General features: G+C 62.7%; 23 protein-coding genes. 8 read left to right on the forward strand and 15 right to left on the reverse strand.

Annotated features, from left to right (window positions below):
• Window positions 1-46: 46 nt before the first annotated feature.
• From KHO33_RS14125 to KHO33_RS14155, 7 genes are all read right to left on the reverse strand, one after another.
• Entirely contained in the window at window positions 47-1,165 is a 1,119-nt protein-coding gene (locus KHO33_RS14125) for a ferredoxin--NADP reductase (RefSeq protein ID WP_200564808.1), read from the reverse strand.
• An 11-nt stretch (window positions 1,166-1,176) separates the two neighbouring features.
• Window positions 1,177-1,941, reverse strand: coding sequence for a glucose 1-dehydrogenase (locus KHO33_RS14130; protein ID WP_200564809.1), 765 nt, complete (start codon window positions 1,939-1,941; stop codon window positions 1,177-1,179).
• Between the two features lie 21 nt (window positions 1,942-1,962).
• Entirely contained in the window at window positions 1,963-3,660 is a 1,698-nt protein-coding gene (locus KHO33_RS14135; RefSeq protein WP_200564810.1) for an FAD-binding protein, read from the reverse strand.
• Window positions 3,661-3,676: 16 nt separating this feature from the next.
• Window positions 3,677-4,195, reverse strand: a complete 519-nt coding sequence (locus tag KHO33_RS14140) for a flavin reductase family protein (protein WP_200564811.1) — start codon at window positions 4,193-4,195, stop codon at window positions 3,677-3,679.
• The gene (locus KHO33_RS14145) at window positions 4,192-5,967 is read right to left on the reverse strand and encodes an FAD-dependent oxidoreductase (RefSeq protein ID WP_200564812.1); all 1,776 of its coding nucleotides are present in this window, start codon (window positions 5,965-5,967) and stop codon (window positions 4,192-4,194) included. The genes KHO33_RS14140 and KHO33_RS14145 overlap by 4 nt, the downstream gene beginning before the upstream one ends.
• 11 nt (window positions 5,968-5,978) lie before the next feature.
• On the reverse strand, window positions 5,979-7,172 hold the full coding sequence (locus tag KHO33_RS14150) for a flavin-dependent monooxygenase (RefSeq protein WP_200564813.1): 1,194 nt from the start codon (window positions 7,170-7,172) through the stop codon (window positions 5,979-5,981).
• Window positions 7,173-7,305: 133 nt separating this feature from the next.
• Complete coding sequence (locus KHO33_RS14155; RefSeq protein ID WP_200564814.1) at window positions 7,306-8,460, reverse strand: LLM class flavin-dependent oxidoreductase; 1,155 nt, start codon at window positions 8,458-8,460, stop codon at window positions 7,306-7,308.
• 317 nt (window positions 8,461-8,777) lie between these two features.
• Between KHO33_RS14155 and KHO33_RS14160 the strand changes: the two genes are divergently transcribed.
• Window positions 8,778-9,128, forward strand: a complete 351-nt coding sequence (locus KHO33_RS14160; RefSeq protein WP_200564815.1) for a VOC family protein — start codon at window positions 8,778-8,780, stop codon at window positions 9,126-9,128.
• Between the two features lie 81 nt (window positions 9,129-9,209).
• On the opposite strand, the gene KHO33_RS14165 is transcribed toward KHO33_RS14160, so the two are convergent.
• Window positions 9,210-10,391 (reverse strand): helix-turn-helix transcriptional regulator, encoded by a 1,182-nt coding sequence (locus tag KHO33_RS14165; RefSeq protein WP_200564816.1) that lies wholly within the window; start codon window positions 10,389-10,391, stop codon window positions 9,210-9,212.
• Window positions 10,392-10,678: 287 nt separating this feature from the next.
• Between KHO33_RS14165 and KHO33_RS14170 the strand changes: the two genes are divergently transcribed.
• Genes KHO33_RS14170 through KHO33_RS14185 form a run of 4 tightly spaced genes read left to right on the forward strand, consistent with a single transcriptional unit; the run spans window position 10,679 to window position 14,598 of the window.
• Complete coding sequence (locus tag KHO33_RS14170) at window positions 10,679-11,623, forward strand: alpha/beta hydrolase (RefSeq protein WP_200564817.1); 945 nt, start codon at window positions 10,679-10,681, stop codon at window positions 11,621-11,623.
• 20 nt (window positions 11,624-11,643) lie between these two features.
• Window positions 11,644-12,447: an enoyl-CoA hydratase/isomerase family protein gene (locus tag KHO33_RS14175; protein WP_200564818.1), complete on the forward strand. Its 804-nt coding sequence runs from the start codon at window positions 11,644-11,646 to the stop codon at window positions 12,445-12,447.
• A gap of 53 nt (window positions 12,448-12,500) precedes the next feature.
• Window positions 12,501-13,676 carry a bifunctional 3,4-dihydroxy-2-butanone-4-phosphate synthase/GTP cyclohydrolase II gene (ribBA, locus tag KHO33_RS14180; protein ID WP_200564819.1) on the forward strand — a complete coding sequence of 392 codons (1,176 nt, stop codon included), beginning with the start codon at window positions 12,501-12,503 and terminating at the stop codon, window positions 13,674-13,676.
• Window positions 13,677-13,731: 55 nt separating this feature from the next.
• Entirely contained in the window at window positions 13,732-14,598 is an 867-nt protein-coding gene (locus KHO33_RS14185; RefSeq protein ID WP_200564820.1) for an SDR family NAD(P)-dependent oxidoreductase, read from the forward strand.
• Between the two features lie 16 nt (window positions 14,599-14,614).
• Here the strand turns inward: KHO33_RS14185 and KHO33_RS14190 are convergent, their stop codons facing one another.
• From KHO33_RS14190 to KHO33_RS14210, 5 genes are all read right to left on the reverse strand, one after another.
• Window positions 14,615-14,905 (reverse strand): hypothetical protein, encoded by a 291-nt coding sequence (locus KHO33_RS14190; RefSeq protein WP_200564821.1) that lies wholly within the window; start codon window positions 14,903-14,905, stop codon window positions 14,615-14,617.
• Between the two features lie 322 nt (window positions 14,906-15,227).
• A complete protein-coding gene (locus KHO33_RS14195; RefSeq protein ID WP_054042604.1) occupies window positions 15,228-15,989 on the reverse strand; it encodes an ABC transporter permease in 762 nt (253 codons plus the stop codon).
• Complete coding sequence (locus KHO33_RS14200) at window positions 15,986-16,912, reverse strand: ABC transporter ATP-binding protein (protein WP_054042631.1); 927 nt, start codon at window positions 16,910-16,912, stop codon at window positions 15,986-15,988. Before KHO33_RS14200 ends, KHO33_RS14195 begins: the two co-directional genes overlap by 4 nt.
• Before the next feature lie 191 nt (window positions 16,913-17,103).
• Complete coding sequence (locus KHO33_RS14205; RefSeq protein ID WP_200564822.1) at window positions 17,104-18,786, reverse strand: tannase/feruloyl esterase family alpha/beta hydrolase; 1,683 nt, start codon at window positions 18,784-18,786, stop codon at window positions 17,104-17,106.
• Window positions 18,783-19,889 (reverse strand): OpgC domain-containing protein, encoded by a 1,107-nt coding sequence (locus tag KHO33_RS14210; protein WP_200564823.1) that lies wholly within the window; start codon window positions 19,887-19,889, stop codon window positions 18,783-18,785. The genes KHO33_RS14205 and KHO33_RS14210 overlap by 4 nt, the downstream gene beginning before the upstream one ends.
• 398 nt (window positions 19,890-20,287) lie before the next feature.
• Between KHO33_RS14210 and KHO33_RS14215 the strand changes: the two genes are divergently transcribed.
• The 3 genes from KHO33_RS14215 (at window position 20,288) to KHO33_RS14225 (ending at window position 22,725) form a co-directional block, all read left to right on the forward strand.
• Window positions 20,288-21,472 (forward strand): acyltransferase family protein, encoded by a 1,185-nt coding sequence (locus KHO33_RS14215; RefSeq protein WP_200564824.1) that lies wholly within the window; start codon window positions 20,288-20,290, stop codon window positions 21,470-21,472.
• Window positions 21,473-21,669: 197 nt separating this feature from the next.
• Window positions 21,670-22,464, forward strand: coding sequence for a sulfite exporter TauE/SafE family protein (locus KHO33_RS14220; protein WP_200564825.1), 795 nt, complete (start codon window positions 21,670-21,672; stop codon window positions 22,462-22,464).
• A gap of 87 nt (window positions 22,465-22,551) precedes the next feature.
• The gene (locus tag KHO33_RS14225) at window positions 22,552-22,725 is read left to right on the forward strand and encodes a hypothetical protein (protein ID WP_200564995.1); all 174 of its coding nucleotides are present in this window, start codon (window positions 22,552-22,554) and stop codon (window positions 22,723-22,725) included.
• Between the two features lie 47 nt (window positions 22,726-22,772).
• Here the strand turns inward: KHO33_RS14225 and KHO33_RS14230 are convergent, their stop codons facing one another.
• Entirely contained in the window at window positions 22,773-23,324 is a 552-nt protein-coding gene (locus tag KHO33_RS14230; RefSeq protein WP_128576841.1) for a hypothetical protein, read from the reverse strand.
• A 535-nt stretch (window positions 23,325-23,859) separates the two neighbouring features.
• A complete protein-coding gene (locus KHO33_RS14235; RefSeq protein ID WP_200564826.1) occupies window positions 23,860-25,764 on the reverse strand; it encodes an AAA family ATPase in 1,905 nt (634 codons plus the stop codon).
• Between the last annotated feature and the right edge of the window lie 15 nt (window positions 25,765-25,779).

Consider the following 25,779-nt stretch of genomic DNA (forward strand, 5'->3'; position numbering starts at 1 on the left):
TCGCGGCAAGCGCAACACGCGAGAGCCGCGCGTGCGAACCGCGAACCTAGTCGGGGAAAACCACGCGCAGCGTCGCGCTGGCGGGTGTCGCACTACAGGCAAGCGTCCAGCCGTCGGTCAGATCGGCCGCATCGAGCACGTGGTTGGCATTCAGGTTCACGCTGCCGGCTTCGACCCGGCACATGCAGGCGCCGCACAAACCGCTGCGGCACGAGTTCGGGGCCGGCACGTCGGCGCGCAGCATCGCGTCGAGCAAGGTTTCGCCGGTTTCGCAGGTGAACGTGAAGGTGTTGCCGTCGAGCAGGGTTTCGATTGCGGCGTTGGCGAAGGAGGCGGTCGGCGACGATTCAGATGCGGGTGGCACGTCGGGCACTTCGGACGCCGTGTGCGCTCTTGATACCGCGAGCACGCCACCAGCTTCAGGAAATGCTGACACACCAGACGTAGCCGGCAAATCAGGCAGCGAAGCAAACCGCTCCACATGCACCTTCGCTCGCGGCAAACCCAGCGCCAACATTGCCGCCAACGCGTTCTCCATAAACAGCGCCGGCCCGCAGACAAAGCACTCCTGCATGCTCCACGGTCGCGCCAGTTCTTCCAGGTGACGCTGCTGCGGAATGCCCTGCACGCTATCGAGCCAATGAATCACCCGCAATCGTCCCGCGTGCCGCTGCCCGAGTTGCCGCAGCTCTTCGCTGAAAATCACCGACTCTGCATCCCGATTCGCGTAGATCAGGGTCAGCATGCCGCGCCCGTTTACCAACGCGGACTTGAGAATCGACAGCACCGGCGTAATGCCACTGCCGCCCGCGAACAGCAGCAGATCGCCGTCGAGCGAACGCGGCGTGAACACGCCCGCAGGCGCCATCACGTCGAGCTCGTCGCCGGGCTGAATGCTGTCGCACATCCAGTTCGACACCCGCCCATCGCGCACCCGCTTGACGGTGATCTTCGGCGCACGGTCGATGCCGGGCGCGCTCGAGAGCGAATAACAGCGCTGCACAATAGCATCCGCGCACGGCACCTTGAGCGTGAGAAACTGCCCCGGGCGATAGCTGAATGCATCGTGCAGCGCCTGCGGCAGATCGAACACGAAAGAGCGCGCGTCGGCGCTCTCCGCGATCACGTCCGCCACTTTGAGCCGGTGAAAACGCGAATCGGCCATGACGTGGGAACTCAGGCAATGCCCATGATCAGCTGCGCGTTGTCGATCCGATACTCGCTGCCGTTGATAAAGCGCGATTCATCCGATGCAAGGAACAGCACCAGATTCGCGATATCTTCCGGCAGACACATGCGAGCGTGCGGATCGATCGACTGCGTGAGTGCGTCGCGCGTCTCGTCGGCCGCGCCGAAGAACGGCGCGGTCATCGGCGTAAGAATGCCGTCGGGGTGAATCGTGTTGCAGCGGACCTTGTAGCCCTGCTGCTTGCAGTGCGAGGCGATCGCACGCGTCATGGCCGTCACCGCGCCCTTGCTGGCCGAGTAGGCGCAGAACATACCGAGCCCGCCCAACGCCGCCACCGACGACATGTTGACGATCGACCCGCCCTTCTCCTTCATCGCCTTGACGGCCGCACGGCAGCCGAGAAAGTAGCCTTCGGCATTGATGCGCAGCACGCGCTGCCATTGTTCGAGCGTGGTGTCTTCAATGCTGCCGAGCAACAGCACCGCGGCGTTGTTGACCAGCACATCCGGTGTGCCGAAAGTCGTTTGCGCCGCGCCGAACACATCGTTCCAGCCTGTCTCGGACGTAATGTCGTGACGCACGAACAGTGCGGCATCGCCGATCTGCGCGGCCACTTCGCGGCCAGCTTCCTCGTTGACGTCGGTGAGCACGACACGCGCGCCTTCACGGGCGAACAGCAACGCGTCCTGTTTGCCGACGCCGCTCGCGGCGCCAGTCACGACGGCGATCTTGCCTTTGAGTCTGTCTCCCATCTTCGTTCTCTCTTTTCAGTGTCAGTCAGTTTCAGTCAGGGAATGGGCGGTGTTCGCGAGAACCACGCCCGCTGCGGCCCGGCCTGCCTGACGGCCGGACCAGATACAGTCCGCGAGCGAGAGGCCGCTCACGTAATGATTCGATGCCAGTCCGCACGCAGCCCGGCCGGCGGCGAACAGGCCTTCGATCGGCGTGCCCTGCTCAGAGAGCACGGCATTGCTGGTCTCGTCGACCCGCAAACCACCCAACGTGATCGATGGACAGGGGAAAACGCGGCTGTCCGATGAAATATCGATCGCGTAGTAAGGCCCGTATATGAGCGGTTGCAACATCGCGGCGGATTTACCGAACGCACGGTCGATGCCGTTCAGCGCGCCCAGGTTGTAGGCATTGATGGTTCGCTCGAGCACCGCCGGATCGCTGCCGATGCGTGCAGCCAGTTCGGGCAGCGAGCGGGCGCGTTTGCGGCCTGCCAGCATCAACAGCATCGCGGGTACGCTTTGAAACGCCCACAGCTTGCCGCGCACACATTCCTTGAGTGCGAGCTTCACGAGCCGCGCATCGAGAATCAGCCACGCGTGCCCGTCGCGGGTTTCGCACATCGCGTGACCGAGCGCGGCGCCATACACTTCCTCGTTGCAGAAGCGCTCGCCATGGCGATCGACGACGCAGCCTTGCGCCCATGCATACGGCGGATTGATGAAGCGCCACGCGGACACGCGTTCGAGCCGCTGCGCCACGCCACCGGCAGACAGACCGAGCCGGATGCCGGAGCCGTCGCAACCGGTGGTGCCAAGACGCCAGTTCGGCAGATAGCGCGGCGCGTAATGCGCCACCATCGACCGGTTGAAGATAAAGCCGCCGGTGCTCAACACCACCGCATCGGCCTTGATCGTGATGAGCCGGCCCTCGCGCTGCTCGAGGCGATGGAGCGCACCGCGTAGCCGGTCGGCCCATGCCGGCACGCCGTTATGCAGGCGTTCCGCCCAGCGCGCGAGCCGCCGGTGGGCGCGCTGGGCACGGCCCGGCGCCACTTGCCAGACTTGCGCGCCAATCACGCGCCCGCTGCGGTCGGTGATCAAGCGGCGCACGCTTGCGTGGCACAGCGTGTCGATGAACGGCTGCGCATCCACCGCGCGCCGCAGCGTGTCGTACAGCACGCGCCCCGACATGCCATCGCCGACCACGCGATGTCCGCGCGGTGCCGGCGCATGTTCGCGCACGGCGTCACCTACAGCTTCATTGCCCGAGTAATACAGGTAATAGCGGTTCTGCGGATACGACGTCTTGCGCGGCGGCACCGATGCGGCAAAGCGCACGCCGAGGCGTTCGAGCCAGCGCAACATGTCGACGCTGCCTGCGCAAAAGCGTTTGAGCGTCGCCGCCGACACCGCGTCGCCCACTTCCTGCCGCAAGTACGCGAACATCGCCTCGGGCGTGTCGCTGTAGCCGGCCTCGCTTTGATAGCGTGTGCCGCCACCTGCGTAGACCACGCCGCCGCTTTTCGCGCTTGCGCCACCGCCCTCGAATCGCTCTACGATCCGAACTTTCGCGCCGGCCGTCGCCGCTTCCAACGCGGCACACGCGCCCGCTGCACCAAAGCCCGCGACCAGCACGTCGCACACGTCGTCCCAACGCACGCACGCGGGATCGTCGACGACGAGCGGCGTTTCGACCGGCGTGGCCGATTCCTGCTGAGCGGACGAAGGGCTCTGCATCACGCCGCGCGCCCGCTTATGCCGCTGCGCAGCGCATGGGCGCCGCGGCAGTCGTATAGATGCCGTCCACATACACCAGCGGATCGACCTCGCCGCTAATCAACACCTGCTCGACACGGCCGATGAAGATCGCATGCGTGCCGTAATCGAAGCGCCCGTCCTGCGTGCAGATCAGGCTCGCCTGCGAATCGTGCAGATACGGCACGCCATGATCCGAGGTCTGCCAGTTGCCGGTCGTGAAGCGTTCCTCGCCTTTGAGGCGCCCGCTGCAATCGATGGCAATGTGCTGGTGCTGTGCCGAGAGCACGTTCACGCAAAACGCCGCGCCCTTGTCGAGCGGCGGAAAAATCGACGACGTGCGATTAATGCAGATCAGCAGCGATGGCGGTTCGGTCGAGAGCGAATCAACCGCGGTGGCCGACATCGAATAGCGTCGTTCGCCGTCGCTGCAACTGATGACCGCGACCGAGCGCGCGAGACGGCGCATCGCCAGCAGCATGTCGGCGCGCAACGGGTGAGAAGTGGGTTCAGTCATGGCGTGACTCCGCGAAGTTCGCTGCTGGCAGCGCGTGCTGGTTCTGAAATACTGCTGACGCCGTCGCGCTCATCTTCGCTATCGGCGAGATGATTGGCGGCGATGTAGCCAAAGGTCATGGCCGGGCCGAGCGTCGAGCCCGCGCCGGGATAGCTCGCCCCCATCATCGACGCGCTGGTGTTGCCGATCGCATAGAGCCCGGCAATCGGCGTACCGTCGGCGCGCAGCACGCGCGCGCGGGCATCGGTCAGGAGACCGCCTTTGGTGCCGATGTCGCCCGCGTCGATACGTACCGCGTAAAACGGTCCGGTCTCGATCGGCGCGAGGCACGGATTGGGCTTGACGCCCGGATCGCCGTAGTAGGTGTCGAAGGCGTTGCCGCCTTTGGCGAACTCTTCGTCGATACCGGTCGCGGCGTAGCGATTCATCTTCGCCACCGTGTCGCGCAGGCCTTGTGCGTCGACGCCGATTTGCGCGGCCAACGCATCGAGCGAATCAGCTTTGTAGAGCAAGGAACGAAACGCCGCGGGGATGCGGCTGTCCGGCATCATCGCGCCAGGCATGATCGGCCCGCATGGATATTTGTGGCGAAACTGCGCGTCGAACACCATCCACGCCGGCACGCAGGCACCGGTTTGCGCATGGTCGCGATACATCGCCGGCACGAACTCCGAATACGGCGCGGCCTCGTTGACGAAGCGCTTGCCGAGTCCGTTGACGACCACACAGCCCGGCAGATTGCGTTCGACGAACAACGCGCGCTGCTTCTCTTCCTGATCGACGTGAACGGTCGGCGCGCCCCAGACGTGTTCCATCAATGCGATCTGCGCGCCCAGTTTCAGGCCGACGGCAATCGCGTCACCTGTGTTGTTCGGCGGGGTCGCACTCCACTGCGCTTGTGTGGGACGCGGCAGATAGCGCTCGCGCATCGCCTGATTGCGTTCGAAGCCGCCCGCCGCGAGAATCACGCCGCGCCTGGCGAGCACTCGCACGCTTTCTCCACCGCGTTCGACCGCGACGCCCGTTACGCGGCCGTCTGCTTCGAGCAACTCGCTCATCGGCGCGTTGAGCCACAGCGGAACGTCGCGATCGAGCAAGGCGCGGCGCAGGCCCCCTGCCAACGCGTTGCCGAGCGTCAGGCGCCGATCGCGCCGCGAGCGGCTGCGTGCGCGCAGATCGAACCAGTAGCGGCCGAATTGCTTCAGCGCCAGCCCGATATAACCCGGTGCTTTAGACAGGAGCATGTGCGCCTCTTTCGAGGTCACCGCCACTCGCCCACCGATCAACGTTCCGGGTGAAGGCAGGCGTAGCCGCGCGAATTCTTCGCCGAGCGACGCGCCGTCCACCGGTAACGGATCGAGCGCGCGGTAACCAGGCATCGAACCTGGCAAGTCCTGAAAGTAGTCCGCGTACTTCGGCAACGCTTCATAACGCACCGGGGTATTCGCTTCGACATAGCGCAGCATTTCCGGTGCGGTGTCGAGATAGGCATCGATCCGATCGGGTGCGGTCACGCCTTTCGTGCAGGCATCGATATAGGTTCGTGCAGCCTCGCGCGTGTCCGTGGCGCCCAGTTCGGCGATATGGTGGTTGCACGGAATCCAGATGCCGCCGCCCGACACCGCCGAGGTTCCGCCGTATACGTCGCTCTTTTCGAGCACCACGACGGACAGGCCGCGGTCGGCCGCGCGACAGGCGGCCAGCATGCCGCCCGCGCCGGAGCCGACCACCACCACGTCGAACACGTAGGTCTGCGTTTGCTGTTCGCTCATGGCGGCATCCATCAAACGAAGAAATCGGTATTCGGACGTCCGAGCATCACGGCGCCGAGATTCTGGCCGAAGCGGTCAAGGTTGTTGGCGTAGTGCGCGCGCGCCGCATGCAGATCGAGAAAGCGCCGCACCAGCGGATTGCGGTTGTAAATGCCGTTGCCACCCGCGTAGCGCAGCAGCGCGTTGGCAGCCTGCGCGCAGCGTTCAGCCACTTGCGCGGATTGATAACGGAAATGCACGCGCCGCTCGATCGATACCGCCGGTCCGCCGTTGGCGGCCGCGAGCAGTTCGGCGAAATTGCGTTTGAGCAGCAGCTTCATTTCATCGAGCGCGACAGCCGCGTTGGCGCAGGCGGTTTGCGCGCCGGTATCGTCGGTGGTTTTCGCGCCGCTGTTGGCGCTCACGCGCGTCGCCGCGTAGGACGTGAAGTCGTCCAGCGCGCCTTGCAATGCGCCGATGCACGCAGTACACACCGCCCGTACGAAGATCTGCGCAAACGGCAGATGGAACAGAGGCGCATCGTTGACTGAGAGGCCGGGGCTCGTGCCCATCATGCCGTCGATGGCCTTGTGCGTGCGATAGTCCGGCACGAACGCATCGTTCACCACGATGTCGTGGCTGCCGGTCGCGCGCAGGCCCAGCACGTCCCAATCCTGTTCAATCGTGTAATCGCTTTTCGGCAGCAGGAAGGTGCGGTACTCCGGCGGTTCGCCTTCTTTCGCCGGCGGCACCAGCGCGCCGAGAAAGATCCATTCGCACAGTTCGCTGCCGCTGGAAAACTTCCAGTGCCCGGACAGGCGGAAGCCGTCTTCAACGGGCGTCACGCGGCCCACCGGCATATAGGTCGACGCGATCAGCGTGCTTTGATCCTTGCCCCACACATCCTGCTGCGCGCGTTCGTCGAATAGCGCCAGTTGCCAGTTGTGCACGCCAACCACGCCGTACACCCACGCGGTCGACATACAGCCGCGCGCCACGGCCATCTGAATCTCGAAGAAGGTCTGCGGATCGAGCTCGTAGCCGCCGTAACGCTTCGGCTGAAGCACCTTGAAAAAGCCGGCCGCCTGAAAATCGGCCACGGTTTCAGTGGGAATCCGGCCATTCGCCTCGGCCTGCACGGCACGCCCGGCGAGTACCGGCGCGAGCGCTTCGGCGCGGGCGATCAGTTCGGCTGCAAGGGCTTTCGAATCGTTGTCGCGATGCACGGCTGTCTCCATGATGGCGCGCGAGATGGGTGTCGCGCCTGTTTTGTTGGGTTCATCTTCGAGCCGCGGCTGCGGCGTCGCATCGTCTGAAGGGACTAGCGACGCCCGCCTCGCGCGCTCTTATGTAACGGCCTTATGCGGCGACCGGCGCCTTCTGCTTCTCGGCCTTCAGGCGATTGAAGTACGGAATCACGTGCTCGCCGATGTTGCGAATCGTTTCGAGCTGTGCTTCCTGGGACACCGTACCCATCTGGCAGAGGAACAGCACTTCATCCACACCCGCTTCCATCAACCGGCCCACATAGCCGATGCAATCGTCGACGGTGCCGTAGGCGTGATTCGGGTTCATCATCGAAAGCGCCGGATCGCTGAAGTCGACCACCACCTCCTCCGATGCGAAGCGCGAACGGATCACCATTTCGCCGGTATTGCCCTTCACGAGGTCATCGCCCCAGCTATCCGGATTCGGGCGCTCGCCGCCGGTGTACCAGTACGCCAGCGACTCCATGAAGTAGCGCTGACCGCGAATACCGATCTTGCGGGCTTGCTGGCCGTCGTTCAGCACCACGGTCGGGCACAGCGCTGCCAGATGCTGCGTCGGACGGAAACCGACCTGGTCTTCGGCTTTGCGGGTCGCCCATGCCTCGCGATACAGGGCATTTTTCTTCGCGACTTCATCAGGACCGCCGAAGCCAAGCACCAACGCACCCAGACCGCGTTGTCCGGCGCGCAGCAAGCCGTCGTTGTTGGTGCATGCCATATACATCGGCGGATGCGGGTCCTGGAACGGCTTCGGGTGAATCGGCCGTTTAGGAATCTTGATGTATTTGCCGTCGTGCTCGATCTCGTCCTGCACGAACATCTTCGGCACCAGGTACATCGATTCGTCGATCATCGGTTGCAGCTCGGCGAGGTCGTAGCCGAATGCCCCCGCTTCCTGCTGGCTGCCGCCTTTGCCGACGCCGAAATGCACGCGGCCGCCCGACAGAATGTCGAGCATGGACACACGTTCGGCCACCTTGATCGGGTGATTCATCGCGGGCGGCAGGCAGATCACGCCGTGGCCGAGGCCAATGCGGGTGGTGCGGCCGGCCAGATACGCGAGGAAGGTTTCGGGGGCGCTCATGTGCGCGTAGTTCGTCAGCGACGTGTGTTCGACGCACCAGACGGTATCGAAACCCATCTGTTCGGCGAGCAAGGCCTGCTCGACGGTCTCCTTGAATACCCGGTGATCGCCTTCCCGCGAAGCGTCCGTGGTCTGGGCTTCGTAAATCAGAGAAAACTTCATTGCGTGCGTCTCCATGAATTTTGGACTGTGCTGAAACGGGCGGTCCGCTCCCGACCCACCGATTCCTACGATGATCGTGACGGTCCACGGAATGAAGTTTCAGTTCGCGCGTGCGGGCCGGCATCGTCTATTTGGATTAACGGTGTGCGCTTTGATGTAGATGCTTTGATCGAAGGTGCTCCGGAGCCGCATTTCGCCACTTATTTCGCCGCGCTTTCGTACGCCGGATAGTCCGATTGGACCTCGTGCCGCAGTCGCCCGCGGCGCTACGATCGAGCCGTCATACAACGCGGCTCAACTGATGGGAGTGCAATGCAATGAAGGCTTCGATGATGCTGTACCCAGTCGACACGATCGATGCGGCGCTGCCGCTCTTTGTCGACGGGCTGGGTTTGACGGTGAAGTTTCGTGACGGCGAACGCTATTGCACGCTCGACGGTGGCGCGCTGAGCATCGCGTTAGTAGCGGGTGAAGAGCGGATCGTCGAACGCGCGGCGCTGGTGTTTCGTGTCGATGAAAACGACGACCTGTATGCGGCAATGGCGCGCGTGGTGGCGGCAGGTGCGTCAGTACGCGTGCCGGTGCAGCAAGGGCCGCACGAATTGCGCGCGGTGCTGGAGGACAAGAATGGCGCGTTGCTGGTGTTGTCGCAAAAGCGCGCAGGTTAAGACGTCGAAGGCGCCGTGTATGCCGCGCTAGATGCAAGCGCGGCACACACGGCGCCCTCGTTCAATTGAGTTGCAGCGGGTTCAGCCGAGCGGCACCACACTGCCCAGCAGAATGCGCACGAGCGTCGCCTGACGCGTCACGCCCGTCTTCGAGAAGATTGCCCGCAGATGAGCCCGCGCAGTGTTCTTGCTGATGCCCAGTTCGTCGGCCGCCTCTTCCAGTGTCAGGCCATTGGTCAACAGCAATGCGAGCGAGGTCTCCGCAGGCGTGAGGTCAAACAGCTTGCGCACGATCTCCTGCGAGCCCTGCGACTTGCGATCGGGATCGCGCAGAAACAGCACGGTTGCCGGGCGGCGTTTGTTGTCCTCGGACCAGTCCGACAGCGGAATCGTGCGCACCAGCACGCCGAGTTTCGGCTTGTCGCAACCGCGTGTGATCGGTATGGCTTCGACAATCGGTGCTGCCGTGCCGAAGTGCCCCATCAGCGCATGGCGCACCACACGTTGCAGATTGCGGTTCTCCTGCGCGTCCGTTGCCTCGACATTGCCGTGCACGATCCGCAGACCGTTTCCCTGCGCGAGAATCTCATCGGCCACGCTATTGGTGCGCATGATCGCGCCGCTCTCGTCGAGCGTCACCGTGCCCACCAGCATCCGGTCGATCGCGCTCGCATACAGCGTGCGCTCCGACTCCACGATATCGAGCCGCGAATGCAGTTCGACCGCGCGCCGCAAATGCGGCAGCAACAGCGCGCAAAACGCCTTGTCGCGCGCGGAAAAATGCTTCGAAGCATGACTGCGGCAAACGCGAAACCGGCATTCGACACCGGACTCCGTGCGCAGATCGGCGCCCATGATGTAGCGAATGTCAGCCGGCTTCAGAAACTGCTTGTAGAGTTCGCTGGTGAGCCAGCCCGTGTCGCCGAATACTTCGTCGACCGTGACCACGCGATCCGCCGGCAAACCGACGAACGGGTCGAGCGAATAGTAGTAGTTGTTGTACGAGGCTTCGCCCGGCACGCCCGACCCCATTTCGGATGCGTGCACCATCAGACCGCGCCGGTCGCTCGAAGGCGAACGCAGAATCAGGGTGGTATAGCTCGCACCGAGCGAGGTGCGGATCAACTCAAGCGCGCTAGCCCACGGCGTGCTTTCCAGCGCCCCCTGATAAATGCGCGCGGTCAGTTCGCTGAACTGCGCGACGCTCACCTCGGCCAGTTCACTCATGGCCTGGCCCTCTTCAGGGGCCCATTTTGTCTCCATCAACACTCTCCGTCCTCCATGCGACTTTGCATCGCGACGCCAAGCTTAAGGGCCGATCTGTTTGCTGGCATCGGGGGAAGTACTTAGCTGACGAAAGTTTCGCTGAGCGTGCGAACGAACTCTCGTCCAATCGGACGATGCCCCCTTAAAGCCGCCGCGTTTCAATGCATTCAGTGTTGCGGCGTGCGCGCTGAATGCCCTGATTTGCGGCACGATTCGCGTCATGTACGGCCGCATCGCTTATACGCGGTATAGCCGCTTTCATGACAGCTTTCTCAGGAGACCCGATGGCGCTCGATCCAGAAGCGCAGGCCGTGCTCGCCGCTCTTGCCGGTATGCCCCCGCTCGATTTCGCGCAACTCACTGCGCCCGCTTACCGCGCAATGCTCGCTGCGGGCGGCGGTTTTGCGCCGGGCGACACGGTCGCCTCGGAAGAAGATCTGATGATCCCGACCGCCGGCGGCCCGATCGGCGCGCGCCTTTACCGGCCGGTGATCGAAGGCGGCGATGGCCTGCTTCCCCTGACCGTCTTCTTTCACGGCGGCGGCTTCGTTTCCTGTGGGCTCGACACCCATGCCAACCTGTGCCGGTGTCTGGCGCAGCGCGCGCGAACGGTCGTGCTATCGGTCGATTACCAGCTCGCGCCGGAAGCGCGTTTTCCGGCCGCCGCACTCGATGCGTGCGACGCCGTGCGCTGGGCCGCATCCAACTCAGCCGATCTGCGCGTGCGGTCCGGCGCGCTTGCCGTTGCCGGCGACAGCGCGGGCGGCAATCTCGCTGCGGTAGCCGCGCAGCAGGTGCGTCATAGCGGCGTGAATATCGCGCATCAACTGCTGCTCTACCCGGTGGTGGATTGCGCGACCGAATATCCCTCATACAAATCGATGGGCGACGGCTACTTGCTGACGGCGGACATGATGCGCTGGTTCAAAGACCAGTATTTCGCCGCAGGCTCCAATCGCGCCGATCCGCTCGCCAGTCCGCTCGCCGCCACCGATCTCACCGGCGTGGCCAGCGCCACCATCATCAGCGCGGAATACGACCCGCTGCGCGACGAGGCCGAGCATTACGCGGCACGTCTCGCGCAAGCCGGCGTGCTCACAACGCATCTGCGCTGGCCGGGGCAAATGCACGGCTTCGCCAGTTTTCTCGGCGTACTCGATGCGGCCGACCATGCGCTGACGATGGCAGCGCAAGCCTTACGCCATGCACTGCACACCCAGAACACCTGACTCCGCTGACCAGACAAGATATGACTGCATTGATCCGCCTCGCGGCCGAAGACGGCATCGCGACGCTCACGTTCGACCGCCCCGAGGCACTGAACGCCCTCAACGAAGCGATGGCAATCGAACTGAACGCCAAACTCGCACGCCTCGCCCACCACGACGAGATCCGCGCGATCGTGCTGACCGGCGCCGGCAACGCGTTCATGGCGGGTGGCGATCTGCAGACCATGCGCACCGCACTCGACGCAAAACCCGTGGCACGCGACCGCTCGATCGGCAAACTCGTGCGGCTTGCGCAAACCGTGGCCGAGACCGTCACGGGTTCGCGCAAGCCGGTGATTGCCAGCGTCAACGGCGCCGTGGCGGGCTTCGGCTTAAGCCTCGTCGCGGCCTGCGATCTGGCGATCGCCGCAAAGAGCGCGACGTTCACTTCGGCGTATGGCCGCATCGGCACCTCGCCCGATGGCGGAGCGACCTACACGTTGCCGCGCGTGCTCGGCACCAAACAGGCTGCGCAGTGGATGTATCTCGACGAACGGCATACCGCCGACGAAGCATTGCGAGCGGGCTTCGTCAACTGGGTCGTACCGGACGATGACCTCACCGCGCAAACGCGCGCGCTGTTAAAGCGGATGGGCGCGCTCTCGCCGGATGCGTTCGCGCAAACCAAGGATCTGATCCAGCATGCGCCCGAGCGCAGCTTCGCCGAGCATCTGTACGCGGAGCAGCGCAGCTTTCTGCACTGCGCGGCAGGCGACGATTTCCGCGAGGGCATCGACGCCTTCTTTGACAGGCGCGCGCCTGTGTTCGGTTCTGGCGCACGTTGAGCGCCTCTCTTTCCATGCAGCGCCAGTAACAGTAGTAGCACAGGGATAAACCCATGAAACTCGCCACCACCGACGAAATCGTCGCCGAGCTGAAGGCCGGCCGCATGATCATTCTGGTCGACGAGGAAGATCGCGAGAACGAAGGCGATCTGCTCATTGCCGCCGACCACGTCACGCCCGAAGCGATCAACTTCATGGCGCGCTTTGGCCGCGGCCTCGTCTGTCTGACGCTGACAGCCGAACACTGCGCGCGCCTGAAACTTCCACCGATGGCGGAACAGAACGGCACGCAGTACGGCACCGCGTTCACCGTCAGCATCGAGGCGGCAGAAGGTGTCACCACCGGCATCTCCGCCGCCGACCGCGCGCATACGATCCGCACCGCGATTCACGCGGAGGTGCGCGCCGGGGATCTGGTGCAACCGGGTCACGTGTTCCCCATTGCCGCGCGGCCAGGCGGCGTGCTGGTGCGTGCCGGACATACCGAGGCCGGTTGCTATCTCACCGCGCTGGCAGGTTTGACGCCAGCCGCCGTGATCTGCGAAATCATGAACGACGACGGCACCATGTCGCGCCTGCCGCAACTGATCGAATTCGCGGAACTGCACGGCTTGAAGATTGGCACGATCGCCGATCTGATCCACTATCGCAGCACTCACGAGACGCTCGTGGAACGTGTCGGCGAGAGGCCGTTGCACACGCCGTGGGGACCGTTTCGCGCCATTCAGTATCGCGACACGGTACGGCAATCCACGCATCTCGCGCTGGTGCGCGGCACGCCCCTGCCCAACGTGCCGGTGCTCACGCGCGTGCACGAATGCTTTTCGCTGCTCGATCTGCTCGACGCAGAACCATCCGCACATTCGTGGCCGCTGCACGCGGCGCTGCAAAAAATCGATGCGGCCGGATGCGGCGTAGCGGTGCTGCTCGATTGCGACATGCGAGCCGATGCGATGAACAGCAGCAACGCTACGCCAACGCGCAAGGACGGCAGACTCTCCGGCATCGGCTCGCAGATTCTGCGCGAGCTCGGCGTGCGTCGGCTGAATGTGTTGTCGAGTCCGTTCAGGCTGCCGGCGCTGTCGGGTCATGAACTCGAAATCATGGCGTTCATTCCGCTTGGCGAAGCGGATCTGGATAACCCGCACGCTTTCGAACGCGCGCCTGCCGCGCCGAGGGTCAGCGCGCCGCCGATGTCCGCGCCGGTTCGGTCCGCAGCGACGGTGTAGTTAAACGCTCAGCCCGCGTCATACGAACTCGAAGCCTCCTCATGGTGAATCCTCGATGAATCAACGTCAAAAACCCTACGTAGCCCTCGTCACCGGCGCTTCGCGCGGCGCAGGCAAAGGTATCGCACTCGCGCTCGCCTCAACCGGCGCGACCGTCTACGTGACCGGACGCACACAACGCGAAGGTGACGCACCATTGCCCGGCACGGTGCACGCGACGGCGATCGAGATCGACAGGCTCGGCGGCAAAGGCATCGCCCTCGCCTGCGATCACGCCGATGACCGGCAAGTCGCGGAAGTGTTCGAGTACATCTGTCACAACAGCGGGCGCCTCGACATCCTCGTCAACAACGCCACCGCGTTGCATGATGAACTGATCCGCCCGGCGCCGTTCTGGGAAAAGCCGCTGGACCTCGTGAATATTCTCGACGTCGGCCTGCGCTCCGCGTATGTCGCGAGCTGGCATGCCGCGAAGTTAATGGCCGAACAGGGCGACGGGCTGATCGCGTTCACGTCTTCATTCGGCGCAAGCTGCTATATGCACGGCGCGGCATACGGCGCGCAGAAAGTGGGCGTCGACAAGTTCGCCAAGGACATGGCCGTCGATCTGAAACCACATGGCGTCGCCGCGGTTTCCATCTGGATGGGCATGCTGCAAACCGAGCGCACCGCGCGCGTGATCGCCGAGCATCCCGAACAGTATGCAGGCTTCAGCGAACTCGCTGAGACGCCGCAATTCACGGGGCGCCTGATCGATGCACTGTATCGCGACCCGCAACGTCAGCAGAAATCCGGTTTGGTGCTGGTCGGCGCGGAGCTTGCGCACGAGTACGGTATCACCGAGCTCGACGGACGCCGGCCGCCTTCGCATCGCGAGGCGTTGGGCGGACCGGTGCAGGCGCATCCGGCGATCGTGGCCTGATACGCTGCGCGGCACACTAAAAACCTGTCACCACCATCGCATACACCAGCGCTGCGCCGCCCACCGCGCCGAGGAATGTGAAGCACTGTTCGTCCGCGCCGGAGCGGCGCGCCCAGATTCTTCCAGCCAGCGCAGCCAGCCCGGTGATCCCCAGAAACAACGACAGCGATGACCCGGCCGTACACACCATGCCGGGAAACTCGTCGTTCCAGGCGCATGCATAGAGCTGCCGCAGGGATACGCCGACCACGCCGATCGCCACCAGCAAACCGGCAATCAATCCGTCCCGCTGAACTCTGGATTTCATTTGCATCCCTCCCGCATCGCAACCGCTCTCATCCCACTCGTCTCCATCCCTATACGCGGCCCCAACGGCTGCCACGTCGCTGTGTGCCGGGATGCGGTCGGCGAAAAATCATGCCGCGCCGCTCCCGGTTCATACCGTCATTGACGGCGATTGGGCTTGTGAGGGCATCGTCCGGATGGACTAAGGGGATAGCCTGAGGGGCTGCGGGGGGAATTGCGGGGGGAAATCGCGGGGAAACTGCGGCGGAATAACGGAAGGAACTTGCCCGGGAGGAAAGCAGCGGACGTGACGGCGAACACCGTCACGTCCATTCTGAGGGCTGTTAGCTCTTCAACCGGTACCCGGTCTTGAAGATCCAGGCAACGATCACGAGAAACACGGCCAGAAACAGCGCTGTCATCCCGAGGCTGACACCGACATCCACATCGGCGAGACCATAGAAGCTCCAGCGAAAGCCGCTGACCAGGTAAACGATCGGATTGAACAGCGTCACGACCTTCCAGAACGGCGGCAGCATATTGACCGCATAGAAACTGCCGCCGAGGAACGTAAGCGGCGTGATGATCAGGAGCGGCACGAGTTGCAGCTTCTCGAAGCTATCCGCCCAGATGCCGATAATAAAACCGAGCAGACTGAACGTGACCGCGGTGAGCACGAGAAACAGAATCATCCAGAACGGATGCTGCACCTGCAGCGGCACGAACAGGCCGGCCGTAGCCAGAATGATCAAGCCGAGCAGAATCGACTTGGTGGCCGCCGCGCCCACATAGCTCACCACGATTTCGAAATACGACACCGGCGCCGATAGCAACTCGTAGATTGTGCCGGTAAAGCGTGGAAAGTAAATCCCGAACGACGCGTTCGAAATGCTTTGCGACAGCAGCGAAAGCATAATCAGACCCGGCACGATGAACGCGCCGTAACTGATGCCGTCCACCTCCTTGATACGCGAACCGATGGCCGCGCCGAACACGACAAAGTAAAGCGAAGTTGAAATCACCGGCGCGATGATGCTCTGCATCAGCGTGCGCCAGGTGCGCGCCATCTCGAACTTATAGATCGCGCGGATTGCGTAGATGTTCATGAGTTACCTCGGAGCAGACTGACGAAGATGTCTTCGAGCGAACTTTGCGTCGTATGCAGATCCTTGAAGCGGATGCCGGCATCGTCGAGCGCTTTGAGCAGCGCGATGATGTCAGTGCGCCCACCGTCGCCCTCATACGTGTAGATCAACTCATTGCCACCTTTGGCGACATCCAGCCCATATCCGGCCAGCGCCGACGGCACTTCCGCGAGCGAACTCTCCAGTTGCAGCGTCAACTGCTTCTTGCCGAGTTTGCGCATCAACTCCGTCTTCTCTTCCACCAGCATGATTTCGCCCGCATTGATCACGCCGATGCGGTCAGCCATTTCCTCGGCTTCGTCGATATAGTGCGTGGTGAGAATGATCGTCACACCGCTTGCGGTGAGCGAGCGCACCAGCTTCCACATATCGCGGCGCAACTCGACGTCGACACCGGCCGTGGGTTCGTCGAGAAACAGCACGCGCGGTTCGTGCGAAAGCGCCTTCGCAATCAGCACGCGGCGCTTCATGCCGCCCGACAGCGTAATGATCTTGCTATCGCGCTTTTCCCACAGCGACAGATCGCGCAGGATCTTTTCGATGTAAGCGGGGTTTTTCGGCTTGCCGAACAGCCCGCGGCTGAAAGAGACGGTCGCCCAGACGGTTTCGAACGAGTCGGTGGTGAGCTCCTGCGGCACGAGGCCGATCAGCGAGCGTGCGCCGCGATAGTCCGTCGCGATGTCGCGGCCGTCCACCATCACGCTGCCAACGCTCGCGTTGACAATGCCGCAAATGATGCTGATGAGGGTGGTTTTACCCGCCCCGTTTGGCCCCAGCAAGGCGAAGATTTCTCCGCGATTGATCGCCAGATTGATGTTTTTGAGTGCATGAAAACCCGTGGCATAGGTTTTCGACAGATTCGTGACCGAGACGATAGGCTGCATGGATTCGACGATGGCAGACACCGGTATTGGATTAAAAGGGGGCGGGACGAATACGCCGCCGCACCCGCAATGTAATTGAAAGTGGGAAAGCGTGCAGCGTAACCGCGAGATTTCGGAGGAGCGGATACCGCCGGCAAGCGTATCAGCCTTTCAGGGCCGGGCAGGGTTCCTGACAGACAGGCCGGGGCCTGTCACGGTTCGGCGCACGCGAAACTGCTGGCGAGATTCACGTTGCCCTTGCCGCTATAGCGGGGAAACAGCGGGTAACGGCACAACGGACGCGAGCGTCCGTTGGTCGCGGCCGCGATATCCGTAGCGGTCAGTGTTTCGGGGGATACGCCACGCGTCACCCAATTGTCGAGCGCACCCAGCAGATCCACCGAGGGGATGAACACCCCGCTGCCATGCTGGAAGCCCGGCACCATGTAGAGCCGCATGAACCCATTGACCTGGTCGATACCGAATCGATCGATCAGCGCATCGTAGTAGGCGATCGTCTGGTTCGGGCTGATGACTTCGTCGGCGAGGCCCTGCAGGGTGATGAGCTTGCCGCCCCGCGCGATGTAGCGGGCCAGGTCGGGATTCATCGCACCGATCGTCTGTGAGAGCGCGATGAGCTGTCCGCGATATTTGCCGGGATGAAGCGGGTCGAACCTGAGCGAGTCGAACTCCGCATCGTGGGCCACGAAGTAGCGGATGTAGCCGTCACCCTGCGCGAACAGGTAGCCGTTGGCGTAGAAGGTCGGCACCGGCAGGCGCCCGGCTTGATGCCCCAGGCCGAGCATGCCGGTCAGATGCGTGCCCTGAAAGACGTTGTAGCCGCGATAGCCGCTAACATTCCATGCCAGCTTGTAGGGCAATGACAAGCCGTCGCGCATCAGCAGCAAGGTGGAGAGCTGCGTGTCGGTGAGGCATTCGTCATGCGAGGGGGCTCGTCCGGCGCAGCGCAACGAGGCGATGATTTCCGCTTCGTGTTCCTTGCACGCTTCGACGTCGCTGACCACGCCGTCCGCCGCGCCATCGAGCCGGTCGCAGACCGCGAGCGTGCGTTGATACACATGCTCGAGCAATAGCGGCGGAATGAAACCGCCGGGTGTCGCGTATTCCGCCTGACCGAGCTTCACGCCCATCAAACGCACGCCGGAAAAATTGAGCGCGGGCGAATTGGCGATCACGCCGTCGTAGTCGTCGGGATAGCGCTGCATCACCGTGTAGCCTTCGCGGCCGCCCGTCGAGCCACCGGCGAAATACATCCGTTGCGGCGGCCGGCCGTAAGCGCGTGCAATCAGCGCGAGCGCGGCGTCGTGCGTTTTCTTCAGATGGGCGTAGCCGAAATTCGTCACCGCTTCATCCACGAGGCCGAAGACCGCGAGCGACGAATCGCCCACATGCCCCGAATCGTCGCCGAAGGTCGCATAGCCTTGCGCGAGCGGTGCGCGATCCGGAGAGAACGGCATCACGCCCGTCCCGCTCACCACCACGCCGTTATAACCACCGCCGCCGATCTGCAACGCGCGGCCGTTCCAACGTCGCGGCAGATTCAGGTCGAAGCGGATATCCGGCGTGGTGGCTTTGAGCGCCTTGATGCGCCCGGTGATACGGCAATATTCGCCGCCTTGCTGATTGCCGAGCGCCGTGGCCGCGACCATCGCCGCGCTTTCGATCTGCACGCCAGCAGTCGGCAAAGCGATCAGTTCGGGGGGCAACACCGCGCCCGCGAATTCCGCGCAACGCATGGCGAGCGGCGCGTCCTTGGGCGCGGCGAATGCCTGCGAGGCGTTCGTCAGCCATAGCACGGCGCCGGCCACCGTGACGGCCGTGCGTGAACACCCCTTGGAAAGCCCATGACGGACATGGCGCATACGCGCCCTCATCCGTAACCCGCGCCGTTGACAGCCGCGCGCGAGCGCGGCCCTTTCCAGTCATTCCAGCCGCGCGCGATCATCAGCACTGCGCCAATGGCGACCAGATCGCCGCCGAGCCCGACCAGCGTGCCGCGAAAACCGTGGAACGTATGCGGCGTTGCCGTATCGACGATCAACGACACCAGCGTGCCGGCGACAAAACACACGAGCCCGGTACGGCCGACCGTCACCACGGCCGGCAAGCGCTGTGCGAGCCACGCGATGCTGCCCGTGCGCACGAACTGCGCGGCGAGCCAGGCGATGACGAGAAAGTTGATCACACGTTCCACGGAAAGGTTCTGTTTATTCACGCCGGGCAGCGGCTGCGTCAGCACAAAGAGTTTAACAATGGCGAACGCCAGCACCGCGACCACCGCGGCGCGCGTGAACCAGTGCGCCGTGCGGGTGGCGTGAAAGCGCTCGCTGACGGGTTGCACCCGGCACAGAATACCGAGCACGAACATCAGTTGCCATGCAAACGGATTAAAAGCCCAGTCGGCCACGTCGTCAATGCTGAATAGCGCGGCCAGCGGCCGGGCAAGCGCCCAGATCGTCATGCTCAGACCGAGCGCCGCGAGCGACGACCGGCGCGCCAACGGCACCACGAATGGCACGAATAGCGCAAAGATCACGTACATGGGCAGCACGCTCGACAAATACGGCTGACGCCGCAGCACGGCGATATCGAACGCTTCGCGCAGCGGCTGAACCGCGAACGGCTGCCAGCCGGTCAGGTCGACCATCGGCTGGTTCAGATGCAATAGCGCAAGCACAGCGCCGGACAGCAGCGTCAATACGGCCGTCAATAGATAGGCGCGATAGATCTCCCAGCAGCGCCTCACGAAACGCATCTTCGCCGCACTCTCGCCGCGGCCCGCAAGTACCGCTGTGAACGCTGCCGCCGACGCATAGCCGCCGAGGAACACGAACACTTCCGCCGAGTCGCACAGGGCATACGTGTGCAACATCAGATGCGACAGCGTGCTGCCGGGAATGTGGTCCAGCACGATGACGATCAACACGACGCCGCGGAAGAAATCCACTTCGATCGAGCGTCCGCGGCGGGTGTCCATTCTGGTTCTCGCAAGATGGCGCGTGTGTGCAATGCGCCGTGAAAAGCGGTCATACACAGGGCGTTCCATGTAGGAACTCCATGAGGATAAAACGTTCCCACCGAGACCGTGCGCCAACTCGACACGCGCTGACAACCGCCCTCTAAATGCATTCGGAGTGCCAGCAATCTGAAAATCAGATGTCGGCATGCAGTAATACTGAGTCGTCACACCATGCTTAGCAGAAAGTCTTGCAGCAAGTTTTGCGGCTTTTAAACCATCCCGCACAGGCACGATCGGTAAAGGTCACTGAAAAAAATCACCGATTGCGCTGCGCGATTTTTTTCGCTTTTTTTCATCGTAGTCTCGCCCTGAACGGCAGTGCCTTGCGCACCGCCTTCGCACTGGAAGATACGCACATGAACAACAGGATTGCAGGCTTCGACGGATTGCGTGCGATCGCAGTCCTCATGGTCTTTTTTCAGCACCGTTTATTCGGCGACATCGGCGAGATTGGCCATCTTGGCGTGTGGATATTCTTCGCGCTAAGCGGATTTCTGATCATCGGTATTTTGTCCGCGCAACGCGCGCGCATCGAAACCAACGGTAGCCGGTTCGGTGCAGAACTGAAGCGCTTTCTGTTTCGCCGCACGTTGCGCATTTTTCCGATTTACTACCTGATGCTGGTGGTGATGTGCGTGCTGATGGCGCTCGGGCTGGCGAGCCCGGAGTTAGCGAGTGGCATGCCGTTTCATTTCGCTTATCTGTCGAACTTCTGGATCGGCTCGGTGCTGCATTACTGGCCGGGGCGTTACTCGCATCTCTGGAGTCTCGCGATCGAAGAGCAGTTCTATCTCGTGTTTGCGCCGTTATTGCTGCTGGTTGCGGTGCGGCGGCATCGCGCGGTGTGCCTCGCGATCGTCGCGATTGGACTGGTTTCGCTGCTGGCGATGCGTGCTGCACAATGGCAGGACATCACGATCTATACGCATCCGCTGACCAACTTCTGGCTGCTGGCCTTGGGCGGGATTGGTGGCTTGCTGATCGCGAGGAAAGAGAGCCGCTTGCGAGTCGTGCTCGGGCATGGCATGACGCTGTTCGTGTTGAGCGTTTGCCTTGTGGGCTTCTGTGCGACCGAGCCCATGTGGAGTCAGTTGAACAGTTCGCTTGCCTTCACGACGGTCAGCGCCTTGTATGGCCTCTCTATCGCGGCACTGGTATGTTCGATTGCGTGCTGCCGCAACGCGGCCGTAATCGGCCTGCTCGAAACCGGCTGGCTAATAAACTTTGGACGCATCAGCTACGGCTTTTATCTCTATCACAACCTGATTCCAGACCTGACCCGTAACCACCACGCCGCCGCGTTCTTCGGCGGCACCGTGCCGCTGTGGGCGCATGTCGCCGGAATTGTCGCGTCGTTCCTGATTTCGCTGACGATGGCCGTGCTGTCCTGGCGCCTGATCGAAGCACCGATTCTTCGCCTGAAAACGCGGCGTGCGCCGTTGGACAGCACGACGCCAATGGCGACGCAAACGCCGGCCACTTTTGCCGCTCGCAATGGGCATGCGCTGAGAGACAAAAGCACCGCTTCAGATGCCGCCTGAAGGACTCGCCCATTACGTTCTGCTTTCATGCGACTTGAGTAAGGGCGCGGTATCATGCGGCCTCACTTAGCCGGCCGCTTCGACCCTTGCGCGACACGCAGGCACTGAACAGGCCGAACGATAAAAACAAGCCACTGCCCGCGCGAACTCCGGTCCATCCGCATCTGGTCCGCGCGGTTGGCTCGCGGACTTCGACGATGCTTCATTTCAGTTTCGCCAACGGCGTGCTCGGCGCGAGCCTGCAGACACTCAGCCTTTACGCGCTGCTTGGCATAGTTGCGGCGCTATTGCTGGGCGGGATGGTCAAGGGCGTGGTGAGTATCGGCGTGCCGCTCGTGGCGATGCCGATTCTCAGCCAGTTCATGCCGATCAAGGAGGCCGTTCTATTGCTGTCGATGCCGATCATTCTCGGCAATATTCCACAAGCACTGGAAGGCGGCGATATGCTGCCGACAGTCCGGCGCATTGCCGCGCCCTTGATCGGTACGGTGATCGGCAACATCGTCGGCGTGAGCGTACTGATTTCGCTTGCGCCTCATCGCGCGCAGGCTGCTGCGGGCGTATTGCTGATCGTTGCGGCGCTGCTCCTGCTGCTTTCGCCGCGACTCACGCTGTCACCAAGATGGGCGAAACCTGCCGGCTTCGTATTGGGATTCGGGGCGGCGCTGATGGAGAGCATCGCTTCGGTGCCGGGGCCTTTGCTGGCGATGTATCTGATCGCCACGGGCGCCACGGGAAAAGTCTTTACCAAGCAGATCGCAATTATTCTGGTGGTGTCGATCATTACGCTGGTTGCCACGTTTAGCGGCGGTGCGCATGCCAGCTGGAGCGATCTGGTCATTTCGGTCTGCGCGAGTGTGCCGGTGATCGTGGGCATACTGTTAGTACGGCCGCTTAGAGACAGATTACCGCCGGGGGCGTTTCGCGTTCTGGTTCTGGTGTTCGTCCTGGCGGCCGCTGCGCAAATGGTCTGGAAATCCGGGGTTTTATAAGTAGTTTGGGCTGCGCGCGCCGGCCAAACCTGGCCGTGGAACGCGTATTGCTGGTCATTGCTCATAGCAATCCACCGGAGAGCCATCATGGCAAACATGCCCAAGCCCCCGAACGAGCACGAAAACAGGCCGGACGAAGACCCCGGCAGCCCGCCTACCGAGGTCTCCAAGCCGATCGGCGATGCCATTCCTACCCCGGTCGAACCGGGTCTCGATCAGCCTCTGCCGCAAAAGGGCGACACACCACCACCGGCGAAATGACGTTCCCGCTTTCGTGGCGGCGCCAGAAGCGTGGCAGCCGCCCGGCTTTAGCGTAAGGCGAAAGACACGACCTTCCGCCCTTCGAGACTGACCTCGACCGCCTCGGCGCAAGGCGCCTGACAAGCCGTGCCGTCGATGGTGGGCGCGGCGCCCGGGAGTGTCTCGGTGATGATGATCGCTTTGATCACCCTCGCATCATCGGTCACGACCATCTCCAGAAGAAGTACCACCCCGCTGTCATACTGGATCGTCATCGTGCCGGTGCAGTCGGATTTGACCGTGTAGACGCCGGTTTGATTGCCGACAAAATCGGTCTGGCCTCCCTTTGGCCCGCCGCCGACGGTACCCGTGTCGATCCGCGTAAAGTGGCCGGCCCCGTCGAAGGTCACGAGGGCGACATCGTTAAGCAGCTGTTGCGTGACAAACGGATGGACGCCCCCCGACGAATCCAGCAATCCAATCAGGTGCCCTTGCGCGCTGAACCCATATGCGCCATTCAGCGTCGCCAGCGAGCACTTCCCGGCGGCCGCTGCCGCGCCACTGAGCGCCAGAAGCGCCACGGCGGTGGCCGACAGAACGCTTATACGTTTGCTATTCATGTTCATCTCCTTCGTAAGCAAATCAGACGTTCAATTCAATTCAATGCCCATACTTCGGCTACCTAACTGAATTGAGCGAGCCATTCAAACCGGTTGAACAGGCACACCCGTACACGGCCAACGCTATTCGCGGAGCCTGCGATGAAAGGACGAAATCCGTCAACAGGATTGCGTCCGGCGGAAATACAACACGGTATCGTCGGCGATTCGAGCAGCGCAAGCGTGCGATGCCGGGGGGCCGATAGTGGAAGATAGTGATGAGGGCATTGCTTCACCGGGCAAGTGATTGATAGCCCGGTGCCGGCGGATGCGTGCGGAGGAATCGCACGGAAATCCGCGCATTGGCTGACTTCGTGAGTCAGCGGTGCATTAAGACTGCACCGCGAAATTCAGTATAGGCCGCGCATCCGGAAAAATCGGACAAAAGCGCGGCGGATTATAACGACGACGCGCTTGCTCCCGGCTCACGCAATGCTTGCGCACCCAGGTACACAAGCGCACGCATTGACGTCAACTCAATTCAGCGCCAAACGGATCAAGCAGCAGCCGGTTCGTGAACGATCTTCAACGCGCTCTTGTGCTCCTTGATCAGCCGGTAAACCGCTTCGCCCGGGACCGTCTCCCGCTCGAGCAGTTCGTCGGCAATGGCGCGCAACACGGGCTCATAGGCATGCAGCAGCCCATAGCACAACTCGTTCAACTCCTTGAGGAGCACGTTGGCGTGCTCGATGGCGTTCTTCATTTGCAGGCCCGCGTACTGCGACGGCAGTGCCGCGAGGCTGAACAGATCGCCGTCTCGGTTGAAGCCGAACTTCGACACCATGTCGAGGCTGATGCGCGACGCTTCCTGCAGATCCGACGCGGCGCCGCTCGACGCTTCGGAGAACGTGAGAATTTCTGCGTTTCGACCGCCGAGCAGGACCTGAATCTCGTTGCGGATCTCGGTTTCGCGGTACAGGTGCTTGTCTTGCGCCTTCGTGATGAGCGCCACACCCAATGCGCCGCCACGCGGCAAGATCGTGACCTCTTCCAGCACACCGGTGCCGAGCAGCGCGGCAACGAGACCGTGCCCCGCTTCGTGCACCGCGATACGTGTGCGTTCGTCCTCGCTCAGTGCCCGCTCGGCGCCGCTCACGTCGCCGATGCGCGCAATCTTGATCGCCTCCATGAAATGCTTCGCGGCGATTTCCGTCTCGCCGGCTTTGCGCGCGACCAGCCCCGCCTGATTCACAACCATCGCGACCGTTGCCGGCGACAGGCCGGTGGTCAGGCGAGCGAGTTGGTCATAGTCGATGTCGGCGGCCTTCGACTTCAGCTTCTCCGCATAGAAGCGGAAAATTTTCGCGCGGTCTTCGCGGTCCGGCAAACGGACCTGCACCGTGCGATCGAAACGGCCTGGCCGGCGCAACGCCTCGTCCAGATTGTCGGGATGGTTGGTGGCCGCGACGATGATCACGCCTTCATTCGAAGCGAAGCCATCCATTTCCGCCAGCAACTGGTTGATGATGCGATTGCTCTCGGCTTCGACGGGACCGCCGCCGGTATCCGTGCGCTTGGCGAGGCCGTCGGCTTCGTCGATGAAGATGACCGTGGGGGCATTCTTGCGCGCGAGTTCGAACAGGTGTTTGACCTTCTGGATGCCGACGCCGTAGTACTTCGCACTGAAGTAGCTGCCGGTGATCGAAATGAAGTTCGCGCCGCATTCGCCGGCGAGCGCCTGGGCAAGCCGCGTCTTGCCGACGCCAGGGCCGCCGACCATCAGAATGCCGCACGGTGCGCGCACGCCCATCGCCGTGAACTGCTTCGGATCGGACAGATAGCCGCGGATGTCCGCGAGCGCCGCCTTCGCTTCACCCGCGCCGATCACGTCGTCGAAACACAACGTAGGCGCCTTGCTGAGAAGCGACGCGCCGCCTCTCATCTCGCGGCGCATAAACCACACCATGCCGCCGATCAGCAACAGCGGCAACAGCAAGCTGATCACGTCGCGTACCTGATTGAACACCGGCACCCAGCGCGATGCGCCGGTGCGGATGTCGGCGTCGGGCAGCCAGACGAGCTGATAGGACGCGGCCTGGCCAGCTTTGGGTTCACCGAGCAGCAGTGCGTGCGAAAACGTCGCGTTGTGGTCGGTGACGAAGTATTTCGCGCCGTCGCGCTTCGACACGAGAATCGCGTTGGGGCTCACGCCGATCACGGTCACGTTGGCGTCGTGAATATCACGCAACATTTGCGACGCGTCTTTCTCGTCATGGGTCCACGCCGAGGGATGGTGACGCATCTGATTCGCGATGCCGGTAAGCGCCGGGGTTATCTGCACGTCGCGCTGCTGATAAATCCAAACGCTCAGTGCGAGCAATACCGCGATTAATACCGCACTGACCCCAATGGCGATCTTACGTGCGCGTCTTTTCCCAAGCGAGTTCTTTCCCGGCTTCATGAGTCACTTCCAAAA

This window comes from Paraburkholderia nemoris (assembly GCF_905221015.1).
In the GTDB taxonomy this organism is placed as follows: Bacteria; Pseudomonadota; Gammaproteobacteria; order Burkholderiales; family Burkholderiaceae; genus Paraburkholderia; species Paraburkholderia nemoris.